This is a genomic window from Streptomyces bikiniensis (genome assembly GCF_000716625.1).
In the GTDB taxonomy this organism is placed as follows: Bacteria; Actinomycetota; Actinomycetes; order Streptomycetales; family Streptomycetaceae; genus Streptomyces; species Streptomyces bikiniensis.
In genome coordinates this window covers 38,003-60,295 of sequence record NZ_JNXJ01000039.1, presented here as the reverse complement: position 1 = coordinate 60,295, position 22,293 = coordinate 38,003, and the positions used below count along the sequence as shown (strand labels likewise).

Sequence of the window (22,293 nt, the reverse complement as noted above, 5' to 3'; positions counted from 1 at the left end):
CTGGACTGGGAGTACCCCAACGCCTGCGGCCTGACCTGCGACACCAGCGGCCCGGCCTCCTTCAAGAACATGATGCAGGCCATGCGCGCCAAGTTCGGCGCCAACAACCTGGTGACCGCGGCCGTCACCGCCGACGCTTCCGCCGGCGGCAAGATCGACGCCGCCGACTACGCCGGCGCCGCGCCGTACTACGACTGGCTCAACGTCATGACGTACGACTTCTTCGGCGCCTGGGCGGCCAAGGGCCCGACCGCCCCGCACTCCCCGCTCACCTCGTACCCCGGCATCCCGCAGGCGGGCTTCAACTCCGCCGAGGCGATCGCCAAGTTCAAGGCGAAGGGCGTCCCGGCCAACAAGCTGCTGCTCGGCATCGGCTTCTACGGACGCGGCTGGACCGGCGTCACCCAGTCCGCCCCCGGCGGCACGGCGACCGGCGCGGCGCCCGGCACGTACGAGGCGGGCATCGAGGACTACAAGGTCCTCAAGAACTCCTGCCCGGCCACCGGTACGATCGCCGGCACCGCCTACGCCCACTGCGGCACCAACTGGTGGAGCTACGACACCCCGGCCACGGTCACGTCCAAGATGGGCTGGGCCAAGTCCCAGGGCCTGGGCGGCGCCTTCTTCTGGGAGTTCAGCGGTGACACCACCAACGGCGAGCTGGTCGGCGCGATCAACAGCGGCCTGAGCTAGCCCGCAGGGGAACGAAGAAGCGGGGGACGGCGCAGCACGCCGTCCCCCGCTTCCGTCGTCCTCCGTCGTCGTACAGACCTACGCGACGTTGACCCTCTGCCCCGGAGGCGCCGCCTCCAGCCAGGCCATGAAACCCGTCCGGGCGTCCTCGCTCATCGCGAGCTCCAGGCGGACGCCCTCGTACATACAGGGCTGGATCACCGCGTCCGAGAGCAGCGCCAGCTCCTCCTCGCCCTCCGGCATCCGGCGCTCCAGGGCCACGATGGAGGACCGCTCCAGGACCCGGCGCGGCCGGGGCGCGTACGAGAAGACGCGGAACCAGGCGATCTCGTCACCGCTGTAGCGGGCGACGCCGTACACCCAGCCCTTGCCGGCCGGATCCGGCTCGTCGGGGACGTTCCAGCGCAGCGAGCAGTCGAACGTCCCGCCGGCCCTCTGGATCAGTCTCCGGCGCAAACCGAAGACGAAGAGCCCGATCACCACCAGTGCGACGACCAGGCCGCACACGAGCAGAGCGAGGAACATCTTCACCGACCTCCTCGCTGCGTCCCGTGACCGGACCAGCCGGCCGAACCGAATACAACCTGCACCTGCATCGCCTCAGCCGCGGCACGGTCTGGAAAATTCCAGCCGTGCCGCGGCTGAGGGCACTGCTCTGCGCGGACCGTCAGCGGACCGCTACCGCGCGCAGCCGGACCTCGGCGCGCCGCTCGGCGGCGGCGTCGGAGTCCGTCTTGGCGCGCTCCAGGGCGCGCTCGGCGCGCTGGGCGTCGATCTCGTCCGCCAGCTCGCAGACCTCCGCGAGCAGCGACAGCTTGTCGTCCGCGAACGAGATGAACCCGCCGTGGACGGCGGCGACGACGGTCGCGCCCTCGCTCGTACGGATGGTCACCGGGCCCGACTCCAGCACACCGAGCAGCGGCTGGTGGCCGGGCATGACGCCGATGTCGCCGGAGGTGGTACGCGCGATGACCAGGGTGGCCTCGCCGGACCAGACACTCCGGTCCGCGGCGACCAGCTCGACGTGCAGCTCAGCAGCCAAGGGTGGCTCCTCGGGTCACCACCCGGCGGTCGTGCCGGGTGTTGGGGTCAATTCTAGGGGGCGTGGAGAGGGGGGCGGGACGGATCCCGCCCCCCTCAAGGCGAGCACGGGGCTCAGGAGACGCCGAGCTCCTTGGCGTTCTTCTTGAGGTCCTCGAGACCACCGCACATGAAGAAGGCCTGCTCCGGGAAGTGGTCGAACTCGCCGTCGCAGATCGCGTTGAACGCGGCGATCGACTCGTCGAGCGGAACGTCCGAACCGTCCACACCGGTGAACTGCTTGGCGGCGTGGGTGTTCTGCGACAGGAAGCGCTCGACGCGGCGCGCGCGGTGGACGACGAGCTTGTCCTCCTCGCTGAGCTCGTCGATGCCGAGGATCGCGATGATGTCCTGGAGGTCCTTGTACTTCTGCAGGATCCCCTTGACGCGCGTGGCGGCGTCGTAGTGGTCCTGCGCGATGTAGCGCGGGTCCAGGATCCGGGACGTGGAGTCCAGCGGGTCCACGGCCGGGTAGATGCCCTTCTCGGAGATCGGACGGGAGAGAACCGTCGTCGCGTCGAGGTGGGCGAAGGTGGTCGCCGGCGCCGGGTCGGTGAGGTCGTCGGCGGGGACGTAGATCGCCTGCATCGAGGTGATCGAGTGACCACGGGTCGAGGTGATGCGCTCCTGGAGGAGACCCATCTCGTCGGCCAGGTTCGGCTGGTAGCCCACCGCGGAGGGCATGCGGCCGAGCAGGGTCGACACCTCGGAACCGGCCTGGGTGAAGCGGAAGATGTTGTCGATGAAGAACAGCACGTCCTGCTTCTGCACATCGCGGAAGTACTCCGCCATGGTCAGACCGGCGAGGGCCACGCGCAGACGGGTGCCCGGGGGCTCGTCCATCTGGCCGAAGACCAGCGCGGTCTTGTCGAGAACGCCGGCCTCCTCCATCTCGACCATGAGGTCGTTGCCCTCACGGGTGCGCTCGCCGACGCCCGCGAAGACCGACACGCCGTCGTGCAGCTTGGCCACACGGACGATCATCTCCTGGATCAGAACGGTCTTGCCGACACCGGCACCACCGAACAGACCGATCTTTCCACCCTTGACGTACGGGGTGAGGAGGTCGACGACCTTCAGGCCGGTCTCGAACATCTCGGTCTTGGACTCGAGCTGGTCGAAGGCCGGGGCCTTGCGGTGGATCGTCCAGCGCGGCGCGTCGGCCACGGTGGAGGCGTCGTCGTTCAGGACCTGACCCAGCGTGTTGAACACGCGGCCCTTGGTGACGTCACCGACGGGGACGGTGATGCCCGTGCCCGTGTCGGTCACCGGGGCCTGGCGGACCAGGCCGTCGGTGGGCTGCATCGAGATGGTGCGGACCATGCCGTCACCGAGGTGCTGGGCGACCTCGAGGGTCAGCGTCTTCTTCGCGCCCTCCTCGGCCGGGTCCGGAACCTCGACGTGCAGGGCGTTGTAGATCTCCGGCATCGCGTCGACGGGGAACTCCACGTCGACGACCGGGCCGATGACCCGGGCGACGCGGCCCGTGGCGGCGGCCGTCTCAACAGTGGTCGTCATTACTTGTCACTCCCCGCGGTCGCGTCGGCCAGGGCTGCGGAGCCACCGACGATCTCGCTGATTTCCTGGGTGATTTCGGCCTGGCGGGCCGCGTTGGCAAGTCGGGAGAGCGTGGTGATGAGCTCTCCCGCGTTGTCGGTGGCCGACTTCATCGCGCGGCGGGTGGCGGCGTGCTTGGAGGCAGCCGACTGGAGCAGCGCGTTGTAGATCCGGCTCTCGACGTAGCGGGGCAGAAGGGCGTCGAGGACGTCCTCCGCCGACGGCTCGAAGTCGTACAGCGGGCGGAGCGTGTCCGGCTCGCCGGCCTCCTTCGCCACCTCGTCGAGGCTGAGGGGCAGCAGCCGGGCCTCGACCGCCGTCTGCGTCATCATCGAGACGAACTCGGTGTAGACGATGTGGAGCTCGTCCACACCACCCTCGGCCGTGTCCTTCTCGATCGCCTCGATCAGCGGTTCGGCGATCTTCTTGGCGTCCGCGTACGTCGGCTCGTCCGTGAAACCGGTCCACGAGTCGGCCAGCTTGCGCTCACGGAAGTTGTAGTGCGCGATGCCGCGTCGGCCGACGACGTAGATGTCGACCTGGCGGCCTTCGGCCTCCAGCTTCCTGGTGAGCTGTTCCGCCGCCTTGATGGCGTTGGAGTTGAAGGCGCCGGCCAGACCGCGGTCGCTCGACAGGAGCAGGACCGCGGCGCGGGTCGGGTTCTCCGACTCGGTGGTCAGCGGGTGCTTGTCGTTCGCACCCGTGGCCACCGCCGTGACCGCGCGGGTGAGCTCGGTCGCGTACGGAGTCGACGCCTGCACCTTGCGCTGCGCCTTGACGACACGCGAGGCGGCGATCATCTCCATCGCCTTGGTGATCTTCTTCGTCGCGGTGACGGATTTGATGCGACGCTTGTAGACCCGGAGCTGCGCTCCCATGAGTCAGGTCCCTTCCGTCGTCACTTCGAGACGTTGACGGCGGCAGGGGCGTCCTCGCCGAGCAGCTTGCCGTCAGAGGTCTCGAACTGCTTCTTGAACTCCGCGATGGCGTCGCCGACGGACTGGAGGGTGTCGTCCGACATCTTGCCGCCCTCACGGATGGAGGTCATGAGGCCCGAGTGGTTCTGGCGCAGGTGCGCCAGGAGCTCGGCCTCGAAGCGACGGATGTCGGCGACCGGGACGTCGTCCATCTTGCCGGTGGTGCCGGCCCAGATGGAGACGACCTGGTTCTCCGTGGGCATCGGCTGGTACTGAGCCTGCTTGAGCAGCTCGACCATCCGCTGACCGCGCTCCAGCTGCGCCTTCGAGGCCGCGTCCAGGTCGGAACCGAAGGCGGCGAACGCCTCCAGCTCGCGGAACTGGGCGAGGTCCACGCGGAGGCGGCCGGAGATCTGCTTCATCGCCTTGTGCTGGGCGGAGCCACCGACTCGGGAGACCGAGATGCCGACGTTCAGGGCCGGGCGCTGGCCGGCGTTGAACAGGTCGGACTCCAGGAAGCACTGGCCGTCGGTGATGGAGATGACGTTGGTCGGGATGAACGCGGAGACGTCGTTGGCCTTCGTCTCCACGATCGGCAGACCGGTCATCGAACCGGCACCCATGTCGTCCGACAGCTTGGCGCAGCGCTCAAGGAGGCGGGAGTGCAGGTAGAAGACGTCGCCCGGGTAGGCCTCGCGGCCCGGCGGGCGGCGCAGCAGCAGCGACACGGCGCGGTAGGCGTCGGCCTGCTTCGACAGGTCGTCGAAGACGATCAGGACGTGCTTGCCCTGGTACATCCAGTGCTGGCCGATGGCCGAGCCGGTGTACGGCGCCAGGTACTTGAAGCCGGCCGGGTCGGACGCCGGGGCGGCGACGATCGTCGTGTACTCGAGCGCACCGGCCTCCTCCAGCGCACCGCGCACGGACGCGATGGTGGAGCCCTTCTGGCCGACGGCGACGTAGATGCAGCGGACCTGCTTGTTCACGTCGCCCGAGCGCCAGTTGTCGCGCTGGTTGATGATCGTGTCGACGGCCAGGGCGGTCTTGCCGGTCTGGCGGTCGCCGATGATCAGCTGACGCTGACCGCGGCCGACCGGGGTCATGGCGTCGACGGCCTTGTAGCCGGTCTCCATCGGCTCGTGGACCGACTTGCGCTGCATGACGCCGGGCGCCTGCAGCTCGAGGGCGCGGCGGCCCTCGGTCGCGATCTCGCCGAGACCGTCGATCGGGTTGCCGAGCGGGTCGACAACGCGGCCGAGGTATCCCTCGCCGACGCCGACGGAGAGGACCTCGCCGGTGCGCTGCACCGACTGCCCCTCCTCGATGCCGTTGAACTCGCCGAGGACGATCGCACCGATCTCGCGCTCTTCGAGGTTCAGCGCAAGACCGAGGGTGCCGTCCTCGAACTTCAGCAGCTCGTTCGCCATGGCCGAGGGAAGACCCTCGACCTTCGCGATGCCGTCGCCGGCCAGGCTGACCGTGCCGACCTCCTCGCGCGAGGCCGCGTCCGGCTGGTACGACTGGACGAAGTTCTCCAGTGCGTCCCGGATCTCCTCCGGCCGGATCGTGAGCTCCGCCATCTGGGTTCCCTGCTCTCCTTGTTGGGCCCGAAGTTTCTTAAGGGGTCTGGGGGCCGACCCCCAGGAATCTTCTGCAATCTCTGCACGGCCCAACCGGGCCGCTGGTGATGCTGTGATGCTTTTCTGCTGTGGTGACCGCGTCAGCCGGCCAGTCGACGGGTCGCCTCGTCGAGGCGCTCCGCGACGGTGCCGTCGATGACCTCGTCGCCGACCCGCACCGAGATCCCGCCGAGGACCGCGGGGTCCACGTCCAGGTTCAGGTGCATCTCGCGGCCGTACAGCTTGGCGAGGACGGCGCCGAGGCGCTGCTTCTGCCGGTCCGACAGCGGGACCGCCGAGGTGACGACGGCGACCATCCGGTTCCGGCGCGCCGCGGCGAGCTTGGACAGGGACTCGAGTCCCGCTTCCAGGCTACGTCCCCGGGGCTGGGTCACCAGACGGACGACCAGGCGCTCGGTGGTCGCGTGGGCCTTGCCGCCCAGCAGGCTGCGGAGCAGCGCGCCCTTGGCGGTGGCCGTGGCGGCCTTGTCCGTCAGCGCCGAGCGGAGCTCGGTGCTGGAGGACACGATCCGGCCGAAGCGGAACAGCTCGTCCTCGACTCCGTCGAGGGCGCCCGCCTTCTGCGCCGCGGTGAGGTCGGCGGTGTTCGCCAGCTCCTCGGTCGCGTCGACCAGGTCGCGCGAGCGCGACCAGCGGGAGCGGACCATGCCCGAGACCAGATCGGCGGTCTCGCCGCCCACCTGACCGCTCAGGAGTCGCTGCGCGAGTGCGGCCTTGGCCTCACCCGACTGGGCGGGGTCGGTCAGGACCCGGCGCAGCGACACCTCGCGGTCGAGCAGCACGGTGACGGCGGCGAGCTCGTCCGCGAGCTTCGTCGCGTCGACCGGGGTGTTGTCGGTCAGCGCGTCGAGGGACTCGCGGGCGGCTGCCAGTGCCTCACGGCTCGCTCCGTTCATCGGACGGCCTCGGCCTTCTCCTCGAGCTCGTCGAGGAAGCGGTCGATCGTGCGGCTCTGGCGGGCGGTGTCCTGGAGGGACTCGCCGACCAGCTTGCCGGCCAGGTCGGTGGCGAGCTTGCCCACGTCCTGGCGCAGCGACGCGGACGCCGCCTTGCGGTCCGCCTCGATCTGCGCGTGGCCGGCCGCGATGATCTCCTCGCGCTGGCGCTGGCCTTCCGCCTTCATCTCCTGGATGATCGCGGTGCCCTGCTCCGTCGCCTCCTGGCGAAGACGCGCGGCCTCGTGGCGGGCCTCGGCGAGCTGGGCCTTGTACTGCTCCAGCACACTCTGAGCCTCGATCTGGGCCGACTCGGCCTTCTCGATGCCACCCTCGATGGCCTCGCGGCGCTCGTCCAGAACCTTGTTGATGTTCGGGAGGAGCTTCTTGGCGAGGAAGCCGAAGACGATGACGAAGGCGATCAGGCCGATGACGAGCTCGTCGAGATGCGGGATCAGAGGAGGCTGGGGCTCCTCCGCCGCCGCAAGAAGCAGAGCGTTCACATCAGTGCCTTCCGTAAAAGTGGCTGTCGTCGAAATCGGGCTTAGTAAACGAAGCCCATGACGATGCCGATGAGGGCGAGCGCCTCACAGAAGGCGAAACCCATGATCTGGTTGGTACGGATCAGGCCGGCAGCCTCGGGCTGGCGGGCGAGGGCCTGGGTGCCGTTACCGAAGATGATGCCGACGCCGACGCCGGGGCCGATCGCGGCGAGGCCGTAACCGATGGCGGCGACGTTTCCTTCGACAGCGGCGAGGGTCTGGAGAGCGGACATGCCGGTTCTTCCTTCTCTTTCAAGGACCCGGTGGGGGTTGGCCACCGGACGACTGTTGGTTTGTGAGGTGTGCTGCCGGTCGGGGCCGGACTCAGTGGTGCTCGGAGAGCGCGCCCTGGATATAGCTGGCGGCCAGGAGGACGAAGACGTACGCCTGGACGGCCTGGATGAAGAGCTCGAACGCGGTCATGACGATGACCATCACGAACGACGTCGCGGCGTAGACGATGCCGAGGCCGTTGAGCAGGTACCAAGAGGCCAGCGAGAACATCACGATGAGCAGGTGACCGGCGAACATGTTCGCGAACAGTCGGACCGCGTGCGTGAAGGGCCGGATCAGCAGGTTCGAGAAGAACTCGAGGACGACGACCAGGGGAAGGATCGGGCCGAGCGACTTGTCGTAGCCGACGATGTTCTTCCAGCCACCGACGAAGCCGTGCTTCTTGAAGGTGAGCGAGACCCAGACGACGTAGACGACCAGCGCCAGGGCCACCGGGAACGCGATCAGCGAGGTGACCGGGAACTGGGCCAGCGGGATGATCGACCAGAGGTTCATCATCCAGACGAGGAAGAACAGCGTCACCATGAGCGGGACGTACTTCTCGCCGTCCTTCTTGCCGATGATCTCGTACACGATGCCGCGGCGCACGAAGTCGTAACCGGCCTCGCCGACCATCTGCATCTTGCCGGGGATCAGCTTCGGCTTGCGGAAGGCGGCCCAGAAGAACCCGACGACCACGACGGAGCTCAGGATCGCGAGCAGCATGGGCTTCGTCAGCTCGAAGCTGCCCCACGTGGCGATCGGCTCGTACATGAACGTGTGCAGGCCCGGCGCCGGGAAGCCACATCCGGTGAAGATGTGGCAATCCGGGTCGAAGGCAAGCGTCTGGTCAGCACTCACCGCGGGCTCCTTCAGCGTGGCGCATAGGTACGGCAACCTCGTTGTGTCGGCGCGGCACGCAGCCGCGGGTCGGCACTGGACTGGTCTTACGGATAAGGGGGCGGCGGTTCGGCTTCGAGCCTCGCGCTGGGACAGGCGTCTCGGATGCCCGCGCCCGCAGTGCCGCAGTTGGCACCGGACGATAGCAGGAAGCCGAACGCGGCTTTATCCCGGCCCTACCCTTCACGACTTCGGCCCCGAGTTTCCGGGGTCGATGTAAGCGATCTTGGCCTTCATGTAGGCCCGGGCCTGCGCGGCCACCCACACGACGGTGGCGGCGAGCAGTGTGAAGGCGAAGGCCTTGAAGTCGAACAGCGTGGTGTTCTTGAGCAACGCCAGGAAGATGAAGAGCACCAGGAGCTGGGCCGTGTAGAGCATCAGCCCCATCGCCTGGAACAGGTGCGGCAGCGACTTCGCCGTCCGCTGGAGAACCAGCTGGCCGATCCCCATGAAGAGGATGACCACCAGGGTGCCGACGACCCCGCCGAGCGCGCCCTTGCCACCGGCGACCACCCCGCTGACGACCGTGGCGACTGCGCCGACGGCTGCGGTGGGGACGGCGGTGTGCAGAAGGATGCGTGCGTCGTTGGACGGCATGGCGGTGTCTCCGCTTGATGGAGGGGGCGATGGTGTCGTCATGGACGAGCGTAAGCCCGGTCCGAGGTGGGTCTCGGGGCCAACGGACCGTCGCACTACGGTCTTTCGGCACTGTCGCCGGGTCTCGTGAACGGTATCACAAACTATTTGAATAGGTCTTTACCCATAAGGTGTGCCAGTTGTCACACATGAGAGTTACCCCGCGCGTGTGTGCGCGACAGCGGGGTGGCTTGTCTGGTAATGACCGCCGTCGCGGCCTTCGTCAACTTGGCGTTCCGGCCTTCCGCCGGTCGGTGAAGCGCGCGCGGTTGCCGATGGCGGTGGCGCCGTTGATGCCGGCGGGCACCGGCACCCGCTCCGTCCCGGCCGCGACCGGCTCCGGGGCCGCCTCCGCGACCGGGGCCGGCTTGCGGCGCCGGTAGCGGGGCGGCACGACGGACTCGGCCCAGCGGGGCGCGCGGGGCGTGAAGCGCGGCATCAGGAGCAGCACCAGGCCGATCGCGCTGAGCGCGACGACCCCGAGGACGATCCACATCGAGGTCGAGTGGACCGAGTACGCCAGCGTCCCGAAGGCGATCAGGGCCGACCAGAAGTACATGATCAGCACCGCGCGGCTGTGCGAGTGGCCGATCTCCAGGAGCCGGTGGTGCAGGTGGCCGCGGTCGGCCGCGAACGGCGACTGGCCCTTCCAGGTGCGGCGCACGATCGCCAGGACCAGGTCCGCCATCGGGATCGCGATGATCGTCAGCGGCAGCAGCAGCGGGATGAAGACCGGCAGGGCGGCGTGGGTGGCCTCGCGGGTCGAGCCTTCGAAGAGCTTCAGCACGTCGGGGTCGACCTGGCCGGTGATCGAGATGGCGGAGGCGGCCAGGATCAGGCCGATCAGCATCGAGCCGGAGTCGCCCATGAAGATCCGCGCCGGGTGCATGTTGTGCGGCAGGAAGCCCAGGCACATGCCGATGAGGATGGCGGTGAAGAGGGTCGCGGGGGCGGCGGCCTCGATCGTGTAGCCGTACCAGAGGCGGTAGGCGTACAGGAAGAAGGCGGTGGCGGCGATGCAGACCATGCCGGCGGCGAGGCCGTCGAGGCCGTCGACGAAGTTCACCGCGTTGATGGTGAGGACCACCAGGGCGACGGTGAGGAGCGTGCCCTGTCCGGGGGTCAGGGAGACGACGCCGACGCCGGGGATCGGCAGCCACAGGATCGTCAGGCCCTGCGCGACCATGACGCCGGCCGAGATCATCTGCGCGCCCAGCTTGATGAGCGCGTCCAGCTCGAACTTGTCGTCCAGGACGCCGATCAGCCAGATCAGCGCGGCGCCGGAGAGCAGCGCGCGGGGCTCGTTGGACAGGTCGAAGACGCTGCCGAGGTTCTGCAGGTGGGCGGCGACGAGGAGGCCCGCGCACAGCCCGAAGAACATGGCGATGCCACCGAGCCGCGGAGTCGGTTCTCGGTGCACGTCGCGGGCGCGGATCTCCGGCATCGCCCCGGTCGCGATGGCGAACTTGCGCACCGGACCGGTGAGCAGGTAGGTCACCGCGGCCGTGACACAGAGCGTCAGCAGGTAATCACGCACGGGCTGCCCCACAGGAATCGCTGGCCATCTCAGCCCCACACCCTAGCCGTGCCGTCCATGTGCTGGGAGACACGCGGGGGGCCCGGACGGTTGCGCCGGGGCCCGCCCGATGTCCGTACGACGGAAAACCCGGGTGTCCGTACGGTGGGGAAACCGGCGCCCGTACGGCGCGGAAGTCAGCGTGCGTACGGCGGGAACCGGCCGGTCAGCGCGCGGACCTCGGCCCTTACCCGGGCCGTCTCCCCGGGGTCGTCGCGGAGCGCGGCGGTGAACAGACCGGCGATCCTGGCCATTTCGGGGGCGCCCATGCCCTGGGTGGTGACGGCGGCCGTGCCGAGCCGGATGCCGCGCGCCTCCCCGTACGGCAGGGCGCAGGTGTCGAGGACGATGCCGGCGGCGGCGAGCCGGGTGCGGGCGGTGCGCCCGTCGACGCCGAGGGGGGCGGGGTCGGCGGTGACGAGGTGGGTGTCGGTGCCGCCGGTGATCGGCGCGAAGCCCTCGGCGGCGAGGGCGGCGGCGAGGAACCGGGCGTGCTCGACCACCCGATGGGCGTACGCGGTGAACGCGGGCGCCTCCGCCTCGCCGAAGGCCACCGCCTTCGCCGCGATCGTGTGCATCTGGGCGCCGCCCTGGCTGAACGGGAACACCGCCCGGTCGATCCGGCCCGCGAGCTCCTCCCCGCACAGGATCATCCCGCCGCGCGGGCCGCGCAGCACCTTGTGGGTGGTGGCGCAGACGACGTCGGCGTACGGGACGGGGCTGGGGGCCGCTCCCCCGGCGACCAGACCGATGGTGTGGGCCGCGTCGGCGATCAGGTAGGCGCCGGTCTCGTCGGCGATCTCGCGGAAGACCGCGTAGTCGAGGTGGCGGGGGTAGGAGATGGAGCCGCAGACGATCGCCTTGGGGCGGTGGTGGCGGGCGAGGGCGGCGACCTGCTCGTGGTCGACGAGCCCGGTCTCGGCGTCGACGCCGTACGGGACGAAGTCGAACCAGCGGCCGGAGAAGCTGGCGGGCGAGCCGTGGGTGAGGTGCCCGCCGTGCTCCAGGCCCATGGCGAGGACCGTGTCACCGGGCCTGAGAAGGGCCGCGTACGCCGCCAGGACGGCCGAGGAGCCGGAGTGGGCCTGGACGTTCGCGTGGTCGGCTCCGAAGAGCGCGGTGGCCCGTCGCACGGCGATCCGCTCGACGGCGTCGGCGTACTCGCAGCCGCCGTGGTGCCGGGCGCCGGGGTAGCCCTCGGCGTACTTGTTGGCGAGCGGGGAGCCGAGGGCGGCGAGGACGGCGGGCGAGGTGAAGTTCTCCGCCGCGATCAGCTGGAGGCTGTCGGCCTGCCGCCGCTCCTCGCCGAGCAGCACGTCGGCGACCTCCGGGTCCTGCCGGCGCAGGACGTCGAGGGCGTCGTGAGGGGGCGCGGTGACCGGCATGGCTGACTCCGGGCGTGGAGGGATGTCAGCACCAATGTAGGTACGGGCCGCCGGACCCGCGCGCCGAGAAGCACGGCCGGCCGGCTCAGCGCCGCGCCGCCACCCCGGTCAGAGCCGTCACCACGGGGTCCAGGGCCTGGTTGAGCACCCTCCCCGACGCGCCCCTCGCGCCGCTCGGCCCCGAGGGGCCTCCCGGGCTTCGGGCCGCTGCGCCGGACTCCGCCGCCGGACGGGGCCGGGCCCGATCGGCTCAGCGCCGCGCCGCCACCCCGGTCAGAGCCGTCACCACGGGGTCCAGGGCCTGGTTGATCTCGTCGCCGATCGAGCGGAAGAAGGTGATGGGGGCGCCGTACGGGTCGTTGACCTCGTCCGCGTCCGGGGACGGGGCCAGGAGCCACCCGCGTAGAGCCGCGGCCGCGCGGACCAGGGCGCGCGCGCGTTCGACCATGCCCTCGTCGCGCGGGTCCGGGAGCGTGGCCGGGTCGATGGCGCGGACCAGGCGGGTGAACTCCTTCAGGGTGAAGGTGCGCAGGCCCGCCGAGTGGCCCATCGAGATGACCTGCGCCCGGTGGTCGCGGGTCGCCGTCAGGACGAGGTCCGCGCGGATGACGTGCTCGTCGAGGAGCTCGCGCCCCACGAAGCCGCTGTAGTCCGCGCCGAAGTCGGCGAGGACCAGTTCCGCGTTGGCCTCCATCGGGGCCCCCTCGTGGCCCCAGGTGCCCGCGCTCTCCACGATCAGGCCGCCGCCGAGGGGGTCCCCGAGCCGGTCGCACAGGGCGTGGCGGGTCAGCCGCTCGGTGATCGGCGAGCGGCAGACGTTGCCGGTGCTGACGTGGAGGATGCGGAAGGTGTCGCTGTCGTCGTGCCCCGCTATGCCACGCCCCTCAGGGGCGGTCAATTGGCCACCTCGAGGTCGGGTACGACCTTCCGGAGCTCCTCCGGGGAGAGCGCCCCCTGCCGCAGCAGCACCGGCACCGGGCCGGTCACGTCGACGATGGACGAGGGGACGTTGCCGGGCGTCGGGCCGCCGTCGAGGTAGACGGAGACGGAGTCGCCGAGCATGTTCTGCGCGGCGTCGCAGTCCTCCGGCGACGGGTGGCCGGTGAGGTTGGCCGAGGAGACGGCCATCGGGCCGACCTCGGTGAGCAGTTCGATCGCGACCGGGTGCAGCGGCATCCGGACGGCGACGGTGCCCCGGGTGTCCCCGAGGTCCCACTGGAGGGACGGCTGGTGGCGGGCGACCAGGGTGAGCGCGCCGGGCCAGAAGGCGTCGACGAGCTCCCAGGCCTGCTCGGAGAAGTCGGTGACCAGGCCGTGGAGGGTGTTCGGGGAGCCGATGAGCACGGGCGTGGGCATGTTGCGGCCGCGCCCCTTGGCGGCCAGCAGGTCCGCCACGGCCTCGCCGCTGAAGGCGTCCGCCCCGATCCCGTACACGGTGTCGGTGGGCAGCACGACCAGCTCGCCCCGGCGGACGGCGGACGCGGCCTCGCGCAGGCCCGTCAGTCGGTCGGTCGCCTCGTTGCAGTCGTATCGCCGTGCCATCAGTTCCCGGCCTCCTCGTACGCGTGGTTCGTCATGGCGGTGGTGACGGTCGGGGCCGTCACGGCATTGCCTTGCGGGCGGTCGCGAAGCGCGGCCGGTTGTTCAGGTCGGGGTGGTCGGCGGCGTCCGCCCAGCCGGCCTCCTCGTTGAAGATCCACGGCACCTGGCCGCCCTGGGTGTCCGCGTGCTCGATGACGACGAGGCCGCCGGGGCGGAGCAGGCGGTGGGCGGTGCGCTCGATGCCGCGGATGGTGTCGAGGCCGTCCTCGCCGGAGAAGAGGGCCATCTCCGGGTCGTGGTCGCGGGCCTCGGGCGCCACGTACTCCCACTCGGTGAGCGGGATGTACGGCGGGTTGGAGATGACCAGGTCGACCTGGCCGTCCAGCTCGGGCAGGGCGGTGAGCGCGTCGCCCTGGTGGACGGTGACGCGGGAGCCCTCGGCGTTCCTCCGGGTCCAGACGAGGGCGTCGTCGGAGAGCTCGACGGCGTGCACGCGGGAGCGCGGCACCTCCTGGGCCATGGCGAGGGCGATGGCCCCGGAGCCGGTGCACAGGTCGACGACGAGCGGTTCGACGACGTCCATGGCGCGCACGGCGTCTATGGCCCAGCCGACGACCGACTCGGTCTCCGGGCGGGGCACGAAGACGCCGGGGCCCACCTGGAGCTCCAGGTAGCGGAAGAACGCCCGCCCGGTGATGTGCTGGAGGGGTTCGCGGGCCTCGCGGCGGGCGACCGTCTCCCAGTAGCGGGCGTCGAAGTCCGCGTCCTTGACGTTGTGCAGCTCCCCCCGCTTGACGCCGTGCACGAACGCGGCGAGCTCCTCGGCGTCGAAGCGCGGGGAGGGGACGCCGGCGTCGGCCAGCCGCCGGGTGGCCTGGGCCACCTCGGCGAGCAGCAGACTGCGGGGGCCTGGGGGTCGCCCCCCAGAAAGTGACTGCACGCTGGTCCTCCGTGGTGCGGGGTGGGGCTTGAGGGGTGGCCGTACGGTCCTCGCGGGCCGCACGGCCTCGGCGGCTACGCCGCGGCGAGCTTCGCCGCGGAGTCGGCGTCGACGCAGGCCTGGATCACCGCGTCCAGTTCGCCGTCGAGCACCTGGTCCAGGTTGTACGCCTTGAAGCCGACGCGGTGGTCCGAGATGCGGTTCTCCGGGAAGTTGTACGTCCGGATCTTCTCGGAGCGGTCGACGGTGCGGACCTGGCTGCGGCGGGCGTCGGCGGCCTCGGCCTCGGCCTTCTCCTGGGCGGCGGCAAGGAGCCGGGAGCGCAGGATGCGCATGGCCTGCTCCTTGTTCTGGAGCTGGCTCTTCTCGTTCTGGCAGGAGGCGACGATGCCGGTCGGCAGGTGGGTGATGCGGACGGCGGAGTCGGTGGTGTTGACCGACTGGCCGCCGGGGCCGGACGAGCGGTAGACGTCGATCCGCAGGTCGTTGGCGTGGATCTCGACCTCGACCTCCTCGGCCTCGGGCGTGACGAGCACGCCGGCGGCGGAGGTGTGGATGCGGCCCTGGGACTCGGTGGCGGGCACGCGCTGGACGCGGTGCACCCCGCCCTCGTACTTGAGCCGGGCCCAGACGCCCTGGCCGGGCTCGGTGGCGCCGTTGCCGCCCTTGGTCTTCACGGCGACCTGGACGTCCTTGTAGCCGCCGAGCTCGGACTCGGTGGCGTCGATGATCTCGGTCTTCCAGCCGACGCGCTCGGCGTACCGGAGGTACATGCGGAGCAGGTCGCCGGCGAAGAGCGCGGACTCGTCGCCGCCGGCGCCGGCCTTGATCTCCAGGATGACGTCCTTGTCGTCGCTGGGGTCGCGTGGGACGAGGAGCAGGCGGAGCTTGTCGGTCAGCTCCTCGCGGTCCTTCTCCAGCTGCTTGACCTCGGCGGCGAAGTCGGGGTCGTCGTGCGCCAGCTCGCGGGCGGTCTCGATGTCGTCACCGGTCTGCTTCCAGGAGCGGTAGGTGGCGACGATCGGGGTCAGCTCGGCGTAGCGCTTGTTGAGCTTGCGCGCGTTCGCCTGGTCGGCGTGGACCGAGGGGTCCGCCAGCTTCTTCTCGAGGTCGGCGTGCTCGCCGACCAGTTCCTCGACCGCCTCGAACATGCGGGGGCTCCTGGTTTTCGTCAGTTGCTACGGGGACGCCAAAGCGCCGGTCCCGGCCACCCGCGCGGGGCGACCGTGGACCGGCGCAGGGGCTCGCTACTTGTTGGCGGAGCCGGCGGCCTTGCCGAAGCGGGCCTCGAAGCGGGCGACGCGGCCGCCGGTGTCGAGGATCTTCTGCTTGCCCGTGTAGAACGGGTGGCACTCGGAGCAGACCTCGGCACGGATGGTGCCGTCGGTGAGGGTGCTGCGGGTGGTGAACGACGCGCCACAGGTGCAGCTGACCTGGGTCTCGACGTACTCGGGGTGGATCTCGCGCTTCAAGGTGTCTCCTATGTTCCGGGAGGGCACCGGGTCGCCGCCGCGGGTTGCGGCATGCGTGAACCGGGGCCGACGTACCAGTCTGCCAGGACCGGCCGCATCTCCCCAAACCGGGGTCGGGCCGGAGGTATTCCCGGCCTACCTCACGACGCCCCCGGCCGCTCCGGCGGCGGTGTCCTCCGTGACGGAGGCGGGGACGGGCAGGTCGTCCTTGAGCGCCTTCCAGAGCTGCGCGGACTGCCGCTCCAGGGGCACGACGCGGTTGGGGTCGATCCGGTCGTACGCGACGGGCAGGGTGACCATGTGGACGCTTCCGGCGTCGATGCCGGAGAGGCCCCGGGCGAAGCCCGTCAGCTCCTGGACCGAGTCGAGTTCGGAGTCGGGGGTGATGGCCCTGGTGACGGCGTCGGCGAGGCCGAGGAGCTTCGCCGGGTCGGTGAGGACGCCGACGCCCTTGACCTGCTCGACGAGGGCCTTGATGAAGGCCTGCTGGAGCTGTATGCGGCCGAGGTCGCTGCCGTCGCCGACGCCCTTGCGGGTGCGGACGAGGCCGAGGGCCTGCTCGCCGTCGAGGGTGTGGGGGCCCGGGGCGAGGTCGAGGTGGCTGTCGTCGTCCTTGATGGGCCGGGTGGTGGTGATCCCGACGCCGCCGAGCTCGTCGACGATCTCCTTGAAGCCGGTGAAGTCGACCTCGATGTAGTGGTCCATGCGGATGCCGGACATCGCCTCGACGGTCTTCACGGCGCAGGCGGGGCCGCCGACCTCGTACGCCGTGTTGAACATGGCGCGGTTCCGGCCGGGCACCCCGGCGCCGTGGGCGTCGGTGCAGTCCGGCCTCGTGATCAGGGTGTCGCGGGGTATGGAGACGACGCTGGCCCTCTTGTGGCCCTCGTGGACGTGGACGACCATCGCGGTGTCGGAGCGGGCGCCGCCCTCGTCCCTGCCGTAGGCGCCGTTGTCTCCGGAGCGCGAGTCGGAGCCGAGGACGAGGATGTCCATGGAGCCGTCGTCGACGTCGACGGGGCGCTGGGTGCCGAGTTGGGCGTTGATGTCGACGCCCTGGATGTTGTGGTCGAGCTTCTTGTAGGAGGCGTAGCCGAGGCCGGCGCCGCCGAGGACGAGGACCACGAGGGCCCCCGTGAGGAAGAACGGCACCTTGCGGCGTCGGCCACTGTTCGTCTGCTCGGTCATCGCCCGTCCTTCGGCCCTGGATTCACCTTCTGTGACGGGCGGGCGTCCGAAAGGGTTGCACGCGGCTCCGCGCGGATCCGCGCGGTTCGGGCGGAAAAACGCCGCGCCCACCGTGCGGACACGGTGGGCGCGGCGTTCGGCGCAGGTCACGGCGGGGTCACGGGCCGGGGCCCGGACCGCGCCGTGTGACGCGGATCTCGTGGACCGCGTCAGTCGTTGTTGCTCGCTCCGGGGGTGGTCTTCTGGATCTGGAGGAGGAACTCGCCGTTCGACTTCGTCTGCTTCATCTTGTCGAGGAGCAGCTCGATCGCCTGCTGCTGGTCGAGCGCGTGCAGCACGCGGCGCAGCTTCCAGGTGATGGCGAGCTCGTCGCTGCCGAGGAGGATCTCCTCCTTGCGCGTGCCCGAGGCGTCGACGTCGACGGCCGGGAAGATGCGCTTGTCGGCGAGCTTCCGGTCGAGCTTGAGCTCCATGTTGCCGGTGCCCTTGAACTCCTCGAAGATCACCTCGTCCATGCGCGAGCCGGTGTCGACCAGCGCGGTGGCCAGGATGGTCAGCGAGCCGCCGTCCTCGATGTTGCGCGCGGCGCCGAAGAAGCGCTTCGGCGGGTAGAGCGCGGTCGAGTCGACACCACCGGACAGGATGCGGCCGGAGGCCGGGGCGGCGAGGTTGTACGCGCGGCCCAGGCGGGTGATCGAGTCGAGCAGGACGACCACGTCGTGGCCCAGCTCCACGAGGCGCTTGGCGCGCTCGATGGCCAGCTCGGCGACGGTGGTGTGGTCCTCGGCCGGGCGGTCGAAGGTCGAGGAGATGACCTCGCCCTTGACCGACCGCTGCATGTCGGTGACCTCTTCCGGACGCTCGTCGACCAGGACGACCATCAGGTGGCACTCGGGGTTGTTATGGGTGATCGCGTTGGCGATCGCCTGCATGATCATGGTCTTGCCGGTCTTCGGCGGGGCCACGATCAGACCGCGCTGGCCCTTGCCGATCGGCGACACGAGGTCGATGATCCGCGTGGTCAGCACGCCCGGGTCGGTCTCCAGGCGGAGCCGGTCCTGCGGGTAGAGCGGGGTCAGCTTGTTGAACTCCGGACGGCCGCGGCCGGAGTCGGCCGCCATGCCGTTCGCGGAGTCCAGGCGGACGAGCGCGTTGAACTTCTCGCGGCGCTCGCCCTCCTTCGGCTGGCGCACGGCGCCGGTGACGTGGTCGCCCTTGCGCAGGCCGTTCTTGCGGACCTGGGCGAGGGAGACGTACACGTCGTTCGGGCCGGGCAGGTAGCCGGAGGTCCGGATGAACGCGTAGTTGTCGAGGATGTCGAGGATGCCCGCGACGGGGATCAGGACGTCGTCGTCGGCGACCTGCGGCTCGCCGGCCTGGAAGTCGTCGCGCCCGCGACGCCCGCGGCGGTCGCGGTAGCGGCCGCGACGGCCCCGGCGGCCGCCCGCCTCGTCGTCGTAGTCGTCCTGCGGACCGGACTGCTGGCCGCCCTGCTGGCCCTGGCCGCCCCCCTGGCCCTGGCGCTCCTGGCGGTCCTTGCGCTGGCCGCCCTGGCCGCCGCCCTGCTGGTCGTCGCCCTTGCGGTCGCGCTGGCGGTCCCGGCGGTCGCGGCGGTCGCCGCGCTCGCCGCGGTCCCGGCGGCCGCGGCCCTCGGCGCCGTCGACGGCGCCCTCGGTCCGGGTGTCGGTCTGCGGCGCCTCGGCCCTGACCTCGCGGGTCTCGGTGCGGGCTTCCGTACGAGCCTCGGTCTTGACCGCCTGGGCGGTCTCGGCCGGAGCGGCGCCGTCCGGCGAACCGGCGGGGGCGGTGGCGCGGCGCCGGCGGCGCTCGCCGGCCGGCTGCTCGTCGCCGGCGCCCTGCTCCGACGGGGTCTTGGGCGAGGGCTGGCCCGGGATGTCGATCTGCTGCTGACCGGCGGCCTTCTCGACCTTCTCCGCCTTGGGGGCGGGGGCCTCGGCCGCGGGCTCGGCGGCGGTCTCGCCCGTACGGGCCTTGGAGGTGGCGCGGCGCTTCGGCTTGGTCTCGGCGGCGTCGGCGGCCTTGGCCGGGGCGGCGGAGCCCCCTCCGGCCTGCGCCTCCTTGATGACCTCGATCAGCTGGCTCTTGCGCATGCGCGCGGTGCCCCTGATGCCGAGGCCGGACGCGACCTGCTGCAGCTCGGCCAGGACCATGCCCTCAAGGCCGGTGCCGGAGCGGCGGCGCCGTGCGGTGCCGCCGGTGGCAGCACCTGCGGCGGGCGCGGCGTTGTCGACACTGTTGTCGGCAGTCACGCCCATCAGATCGGTGGTGTCGCTCACGAAGGGTCCTTCCCTGGAGCGGACGTCGGCCATCTGGCTCGGCGACCGGTTGTGCTGTCCGGCAGGGTCCTGGTGTGTGGACCGAGTCCGGGGCGGTGGTCCCGCCGGGTGCGGCGGAAGAGAGGAAACGTGCTGTGGGTCCGGCCCGAGGCCCCCTGCTCGGCCCTCACGAGAGAAGAGCGAGGGGTGTCGTGCCGGTTCCGGAGCGTGCTCGAAACTGCTCAGGCGGGCTGCTCAGGCAGTCGGGGAGGCTCCCGGAAGAATGGGTGGTCCCTGAGGGGACACTCCGCACCGCTCCACAAAGAGGTCGGGTGCAGACTTGAGGTTAACACTACCGGCTCCAACAAACATTCCCCCTCTCGCTCACCGGCAATCTCCCGACCCGGGCGCTGCCCGGCGCCCCGGCCGTCTCACCTAGGGCGCCAGCGGCAGGACGCACGCGCCGGACGCGTCGAGGTCGAGCCGGTTGGCGGCCCATCCCTCGCCCGCGAGCAGGGCGACCTTGTCGGCGGTCCCCCGCTCGGCCAGCGCGAGCACCGTGGGGCCCGCGCCGGAGACGACCGCGGGGACGCCGTCCGCCCGCAGCCGGTTGACCAGGGCGACGCTCTCGGGCATCGCGGGGGCCCGGTACTCCTGGTGCAGCCGGTCCTCGGTGGCCGCGAGCAGCAGCTCGGGGCGGCGGGTCAGGGCCTCGACGAGGAGGGCGGCGCGTCCGGCGTTGGCGGCGGCGTCCACATGGGGGACGGTGCGCGGCAGGAGTCCGCGGGCGGTCTCGGTCAGTACGGGCTTTCCGGGGACGAAAACCACCGGAACGATGGAATCGGAGGGGTCCATCCTGATGGCCCGCGCGGCGCCGGACTCGGTCCAGGCGAGGGTGAATCCGCCGAGGAGACAGGCGGCGACGTTGTCGGGGTGGCCCTCGATCTCGGTGGCCAGCTCCAGGAGGGCGGCCTCGTCGAGCTTCGCGTCGCCGCCTATGGTCACGGCGCGGGCGGCGACGATGCCGGCGCAGATGGCGGCGGAGGAGGAGCCGAGGCCGCGGCCGTGCGGGATGCGGTTGGCGCAGACGACCTCCAGGCCGCGCGGCTGCCCGCCGAGCAGGTCGAAGGCCGTGCGCAGGGAGCGTACGAGCAGGTGGCTCTCGTCGCGCGGGAGCGTCTCGGCGCCCTCGCCGGCGATGTCGACGTGCAGCCCGGAGTCGGCGACCCGGACGACCACGTCGTCGTAGAGCCCCAGCGACAGGCCGAAGGCGTCGAAGCCCGGACCGAGATTGGCGCTGGTGGCGGGGACGCGCACCCGTACGGCGGCGGCGCGGAACGCTGGACCGGCCATCGCTCGATGACTCTCCTTGATTGCGACAACGGGCATTTCAACGGGTATTTCAAGAGAAGTACACCGGGACCCGGCGGGCCGTTTCGGCCACGGGGGCGACAACGGCAACGACACCGCGCATATGCGTCGGGGCGGGTCGGTACAGCCTATCGAAGGAAGGTTCTGTGGCGACATAGGGCGCACAGGAGGCGCACGATGCGTGTCGCGGGCCGACCTGTGCCCCTCTGTGCGTTCCTGATCGGGTTTCACCCCGCGCGCGTTCCCGTACGGGGGACGGTCCTGCGGGACTCGTCCCCCGTACGGAGGAACGGGATCAGGCCAGGCCGAGGCGTTCGGCGGCGGCCGCGGCGTCGACCGGGACGGTGACGGGCTGCGGGGCGCCCGCGACGGCCCAGTCGGGGTCCTTGAGGCCGTTGCCGGTGACGGTGCAGACGATCCGCTGGCCGGGGTCGACCTTGCCCTGCTCGGCGGCCTTCAGGAGGCCGGCGACCGAGGCGGCCGAGGCGGGCTCGACGAAGACGCCCTCCTGCGCGGCCAACAGGCGGTAGGCGCGCAGGATCTCACGGTCCGTCACCTCGTCGATGAAGCCGCCCGACTCGTCGCGCGCGGCGATCGCGTACTCCCACGAGGCCGGGTTGCCGATGCGGATCGCGGTGGCGATCGTCGACGGGTCCTTGACGACCTCGCCGCGCACGAGCGGGGCGGAACCGGAGGCCTGGAAGCCCCACATGCGCGGCCGGCGGGTGGCCAGGCCGTCGGTGGCGTACTCCTTGTACCCCTTCCAGTACGCGGTGATGTTGCCCGCGTTGCCGACCGGGAGGACGTGGATGTCGGGGGCGTCGCCCAGCATGTCCACGATCTCGAACGCGGCGGTCTTCTGGCCCTCGATGCGGACCGGGTTGACCGAATTGACCAGCGCCACCGGGTAGTTCTCGGAGAGGGCGCGGGCCAGGGTGAGGCAGTCGTCGAAGTTGCCGTCGACCTGGAGGATCTTCGCGCCGTGCACGAGGGCCTGGCCCATCTTGCCGAGCGCGATCTTGCCCTGGGGCACGAGGACGGCGGACACCATGCCGGCGCGGACCGCGTAGGCGGCGGCGGAGGCGGAGGTGTTGCCGGTGGAGGCGCAGATGACGGCCTGCGCGCCCTCCTCCTTGGCCCGGGTGATGGCCATGGTCATGCCCCGGTCCTTGAAGGAGCCGGTGGGGTTGGCGCCCTCGACCTTGAGGTGCACCTCGCAGCCCGTGCGCTCGGAGAGGACCTGAGCCGGAACGAGCGGCGTACCGCCCTCACGGAGCGTGACGACCGGCGTCGCTTCCGTGACCGGAAGGCGGTCCCGGTACTCCTCGATGATGCCGCGCCACTGGTGGGTGCCCTTGCTGGTCATGGGT

22 protein-coding genes are annotated in these 22,293 nt (G+C 70.8%); 1 reads left to right on the top strand and 21 read right to left on the bottom strand.

Translation table 11 applies throughout. The annotated features are described in order from the left end of the window. Positions 1-693: glycoside hydrolase family 18 protein (locus OO47_RS26290; protein ID WP_033210356.1), on the top strand; the 693-nt coding region annotated here is incomplete at its 5' end. A 78-nt stretch (positions 694-771) separates the two neighbouring features. Here OO47_RS26290 and OO47_RS26285 read toward each other — a convergent pair. The 21 genes from OO47_RS26285 to thrC all read right to left on the bottom strand — a co-directional run bounded on the left by OO47_RS26285 (position 772) and on the right by thrC (position 22,289). Next, positions 772-1,218 (bottom strand): DUF2550 domain-containing protein, encoded by a 447-nt coding sequence (locus tag OO47_RS26285; protein ID WP_030218852.1) that lies wholly within the window; start codon positions 1,216-1,218, stop codon positions 772-774. A 142-nt stretch (positions 1,219-1,360) separates the two neighbouring features. Beyond that, positions 1,361-1,735 (bottom strand): F0F1 ATP synthase subunit epsilon, encoded by a 375-nt coding sequence (locus tag OO47_RS26280; protein ID WP_030218854.1) that lies wholly within the window; start codon positions 1,733-1,735, stop codon positions 1,361-1,363. A gap of 113 nt (positions 1,736-1,848) precedes the next feature. Next, the gene (gene atpD / locus OO47_RS26275) at positions 1,849-3,291 is read right to left on the bottom strand and encodes a F0F1 ATP synthase subunit beta (protein ID WP_030218857.1); all 1,443 of its coding nucleotides are present in this window, start codon (positions 3,289-3,291) and stop codon (positions 1,849-1,851) included. After that, positions 3,291-4,208 (bottom strand): F0F1 ATP synthase subunit gamma, encoded by a 918-nt coding sequence (locus tag OO47_RS26270; RefSeq protein WP_030218860.1) that lies wholly within the window; start codon positions 4,206-4,208, stop codon positions 3,291-3,293. The genes atpD and OO47_RS26270 overlap by 1 nt, the downstream gene beginning before the upstream one ends. A 20-nt stretch (positions 4,209-4,228) precedes the next feature. Continuing rightward, a complete protein-coding gene (atpA, locus tag OO47_RS26265) occupies positions 4,229-5,827 on the bottom strand; it encodes a F0F1 ATP synthase subunit alpha (protein ID WP_030218863.1) in 1,599 nt (532 codons plus the stop codon). 140 nt (positions 5,828-5,967) lie between these two features. After that, positions 5,968-6,783 carry a F0F1 ATP synthase subunit delta gene (locus OO47_RS26260; protein ID WP_030218865.1) on the bottom strand — a complete coding sequence of 272 codons (816 nt, stop codon included), beginning with the start codon at positions 6,781-6,783 and terminating at the stop codon, positions 5,968-5,970. Then, a complete protein-coding gene (locus OO47_RS26255; RefSeq protein ID WP_030218869.1) occupies positions 6,780-7,325 on the bottom strand; it encodes a F0F1 ATP synthase subunit B in 546 nt (181 codons plus the stop codon). The genes OO47_RS26260 and OO47_RS26255 overlap by 4 nt, the downstream gene beginning before the upstream one ends. Before the next feature lie 41 nt (positions 7,326-7,366). Then, entirely contained in the window at positions 7,367-7,597 is a 231-nt protein-coding gene (gene atpE, locus OO47_RS26250; RefSeq protein WP_006346597.1) for an ATP synthase F0 subunit C, read from the bottom strand. 91 nt (positions 7,598-7,688) lie between these two features. Further along, entirely contained in the window at positions 7,689-8,498 is an 810-nt protein-coding gene (gene atpB / locus OO47_RS26245) for a F0F1 ATP synthase subunit A (RefSeq protein ID WP_030218874.1), read from the bottom strand. A 222-nt stretch (positions 8,499-8,720) separates the two neighbouring features. Then, entirely contained in the window at positions 8,721-9,134 is a 414-nt protein-coding gene (locus tag OO47_RS26240; RefSeq protein WP_030218877.1) for a hypothetical protein, read from the bottom strand. 262 nt (positions 9,135-9,396) lie between these two features. Further along, positions 9,397-10,710 (bottom strand): MraY family glycosyltransferase, encoded by a 1,314-nt coding sequence (locus tag OO47_RS26235; protein ID WP_030218880.1) that lies wholly within the window; start codon positions 10,708-10,710, stop codon positions 9,397-9,399. Between the two features lie 176 nt (positions 10,711-10,886). Beyond that, positions 10,887-12,134 (bottom strand): serine hydroxymethyltransferase, encoded by a 1,248-nt coding sequence (locus OO47_RS26230; RefSeq protein WP_030218883.1) that lies wholly within the window; start codon positions 12,132-12,134, stop codon positions 10,887-10,889. Positions 12,135-12,384: 250 nt separating this feature from the next. Next, positions 12,385-13,032: an arsenate reductase/protein-tyrosine-phosphatase family protein gene (locus OO47_RS26225; RefSeq protein ID WP_030218885.1), complete on the bottom strand. Its 648-nt coding sequence runs from the start codon at positions 13,030-13,032 to the stop codon at positions 12,385-12,387. Beyond that, entirely contained in the window at positions 13,029-13,676 is a 648-nt protein-coding gene (locus OO47_RS26220) for an L-threonylcarbamoyladenylate synthase (protein ID WP_030218888.1), read from the bottom strand. Before OO47_RS26220 ends, OO47_RS26225 begins: the two co-directional genes overlap by 4 nt. 58 nt (positions 13,677-13,734) lie before the next feature. After that, a complete protein-coding gene (prmC, locus tag OO47_RS26215) occupies positions 13,735-14,616 on the bottom strand; it encodes a peptide chain release factor N(5)-glutamine methyltransferase (RefSeq protein WP_051716228.1) in 882 nt (293 codons plus the stop codon). Between the two features lie 74 nt (positions 14,617-14,690). Then, positions 14,691-15,767 carry a peptide chain release factor 1 gene (prfA, locus tag OO47_RS26210; protein WP_030218893.1) on the bottom strand — a complete coding sequence of 359 codons (1,077 nt, stop codon included), beginning with the start codon at positions 15,765-15,767 and terminating at the stop codon, positions 14,691-14,693. Positions 15,768-15,863: 96 nt separating this feature from the next. Further along, entirely contained in the window at positions 15,864-16,088 is a 225-nt protein-coding gene (gene rpmE, locus OO47_RS26205; protein WP_030218896.1) for a 50S ribosomal protein L31, read from the bottom strand. 135 nt (positions 16,089-16,223) lie between these two features. Beyond that, a complete protein-coding gene (locus tag OO47_RS26200) occupies positions 16,224-17,276 on the bottom strand; it encodes an LCP family protein (protein WP_030218899.1) in 1,053 nt (350 codons plus the stop codon). 209 nt (positions 17,277-17,485) lie between these two features. After that, positions 17,486-19,573, bottom strand: a complete 2,088-nt coding sequence (rho, locus tag OO47_RS26195; RefSeq protein WP_030218901.1) for a transcription termination factor Rho — start codon at positions 19,571-19,573, stop codon at positions 17,486-17,488. A gap of 414 nt (positions 19,574-19,987) precedes the next feature. Continuing rightward, positions 19,988-20,905 (bottom strand): homoserine kinase, encoded by a 918-nt coding sequence (thrB, locus tag OO47_RS26190; protein WP_030218904.1) that lies wholly within the window; start codon positions 20,903-20,905, stop codon positions 19,988-19,990. Between the two features lie 313 nt (positions 20,906-21,218). Next, positions 21,219-22,289 carry a threonine synthase gene (gene thrC / locus OO47_RS26185; RefSeq protein WP_030218906.1) on the bottom strand — a complete coding sequence of 357 codons (1,071 nt, stop codon included), beginning with the start codon at positions 22,287-22,289 and terminating at the stop codon, positions 21,219-21,221. Between the last annotated feature and the right edge of the window lie 4 nt (positions 22,290-22,293).

Excerpts from the sequence above, each read along its gene's own strand:
- OO47_RS26285 (WP_030218852.1), bottom strand. The coding sequence starts at position 1,218 with ATGTTCCTCGCTCTGCTCGTGTGCGGCCTGGTCGTCGCACTGGTGGTG.
- atpD (WP_030218857.1), bottom strand. The coding sequence starts at position 3,291 with ATGACGACCACTGTTGAGACGGCCGCCGCCACGGGCCGCGTCGCCCGG.
- OO47_RS26270 (WP_030218860.1), bottom strand. The coding sequence starts at position 4,208 with ATGGGAGCGCAGCTCCGGGTCTACAAGCGTCGCATCAAATCCGTCACC.
- atpA (WP_030218863.1), bottom strand. The coding sequence starts at position 5,827 with ATGGCGGAGCTCACGATCCGGCCGGAGGAGATCCGGGACGCACTGGAG.
- OO47_RS26260 (WP_030218865.1), bottom strand. The coding sequence starts at position 6,783 with ATGAACGGAGCGAGCCGTGAGGCACTGGCAGCCGCCCGCGAGTCCCTC.
- atpE (WP_006346597.1), bottom strand. The coding sequence starts at position 7,597 with ATGTCCGCTCTCCAGACCCTCGCCGCTGTCGAAGGAAACGTCGCCGCC.
- OO47_RS26240 (WP_030218877.1), bottom strand. The coding sequence starts at position 9,134 with ATGCCGTCCAACGACGCACGCATCCTTCTGCACACCGCCGTCCCCACC.
- OO47_RS26230 (WP_030218883.1), bottom strand. The coding sequence starts at position 12,134 with ATGCCGGTCACCGCGCCCCCTCACGACGCCCTCGACGTCCTGCGCCGG.
- OO47_RS26220 (WP_030218888.1), bottom strand. The coding sequence starts at position 13,676 with ATGGCACGGCGATACGACTGCAACGAGGCGACCGACCGACTGACGGGC.
- prfA (WP_030218893.1), bottom strand. The coding sequence starts at position 15,767 with ATGTTCGAGGCGGTCGAGGAACTGGTCGGCGAGCACGCCGACCTCGAG.
- OO47_RS26200 (WP_030218899.1), bottom strand. The coding sequence starts at position 17,276 with ATGACCGAGCAGACGAACAGTGGCCGACGCCGCAAGGTGCCGTTCTTC.
- thrB (WP_030218904.1), bottom strand. The coding sequence starts at position 20,905 with ATGGCCGGTCCAGCGTTCCGCGCCGCCGCCGTACGGGTGCGCGTCCCC.
- thrC (WP_030218906.1), bottom strand. The coding sequence starts at position 22,289 with ATGACCAGCAAGGGCACCCACCAGTGGCGCGGCATCATCGAGGAGTAC.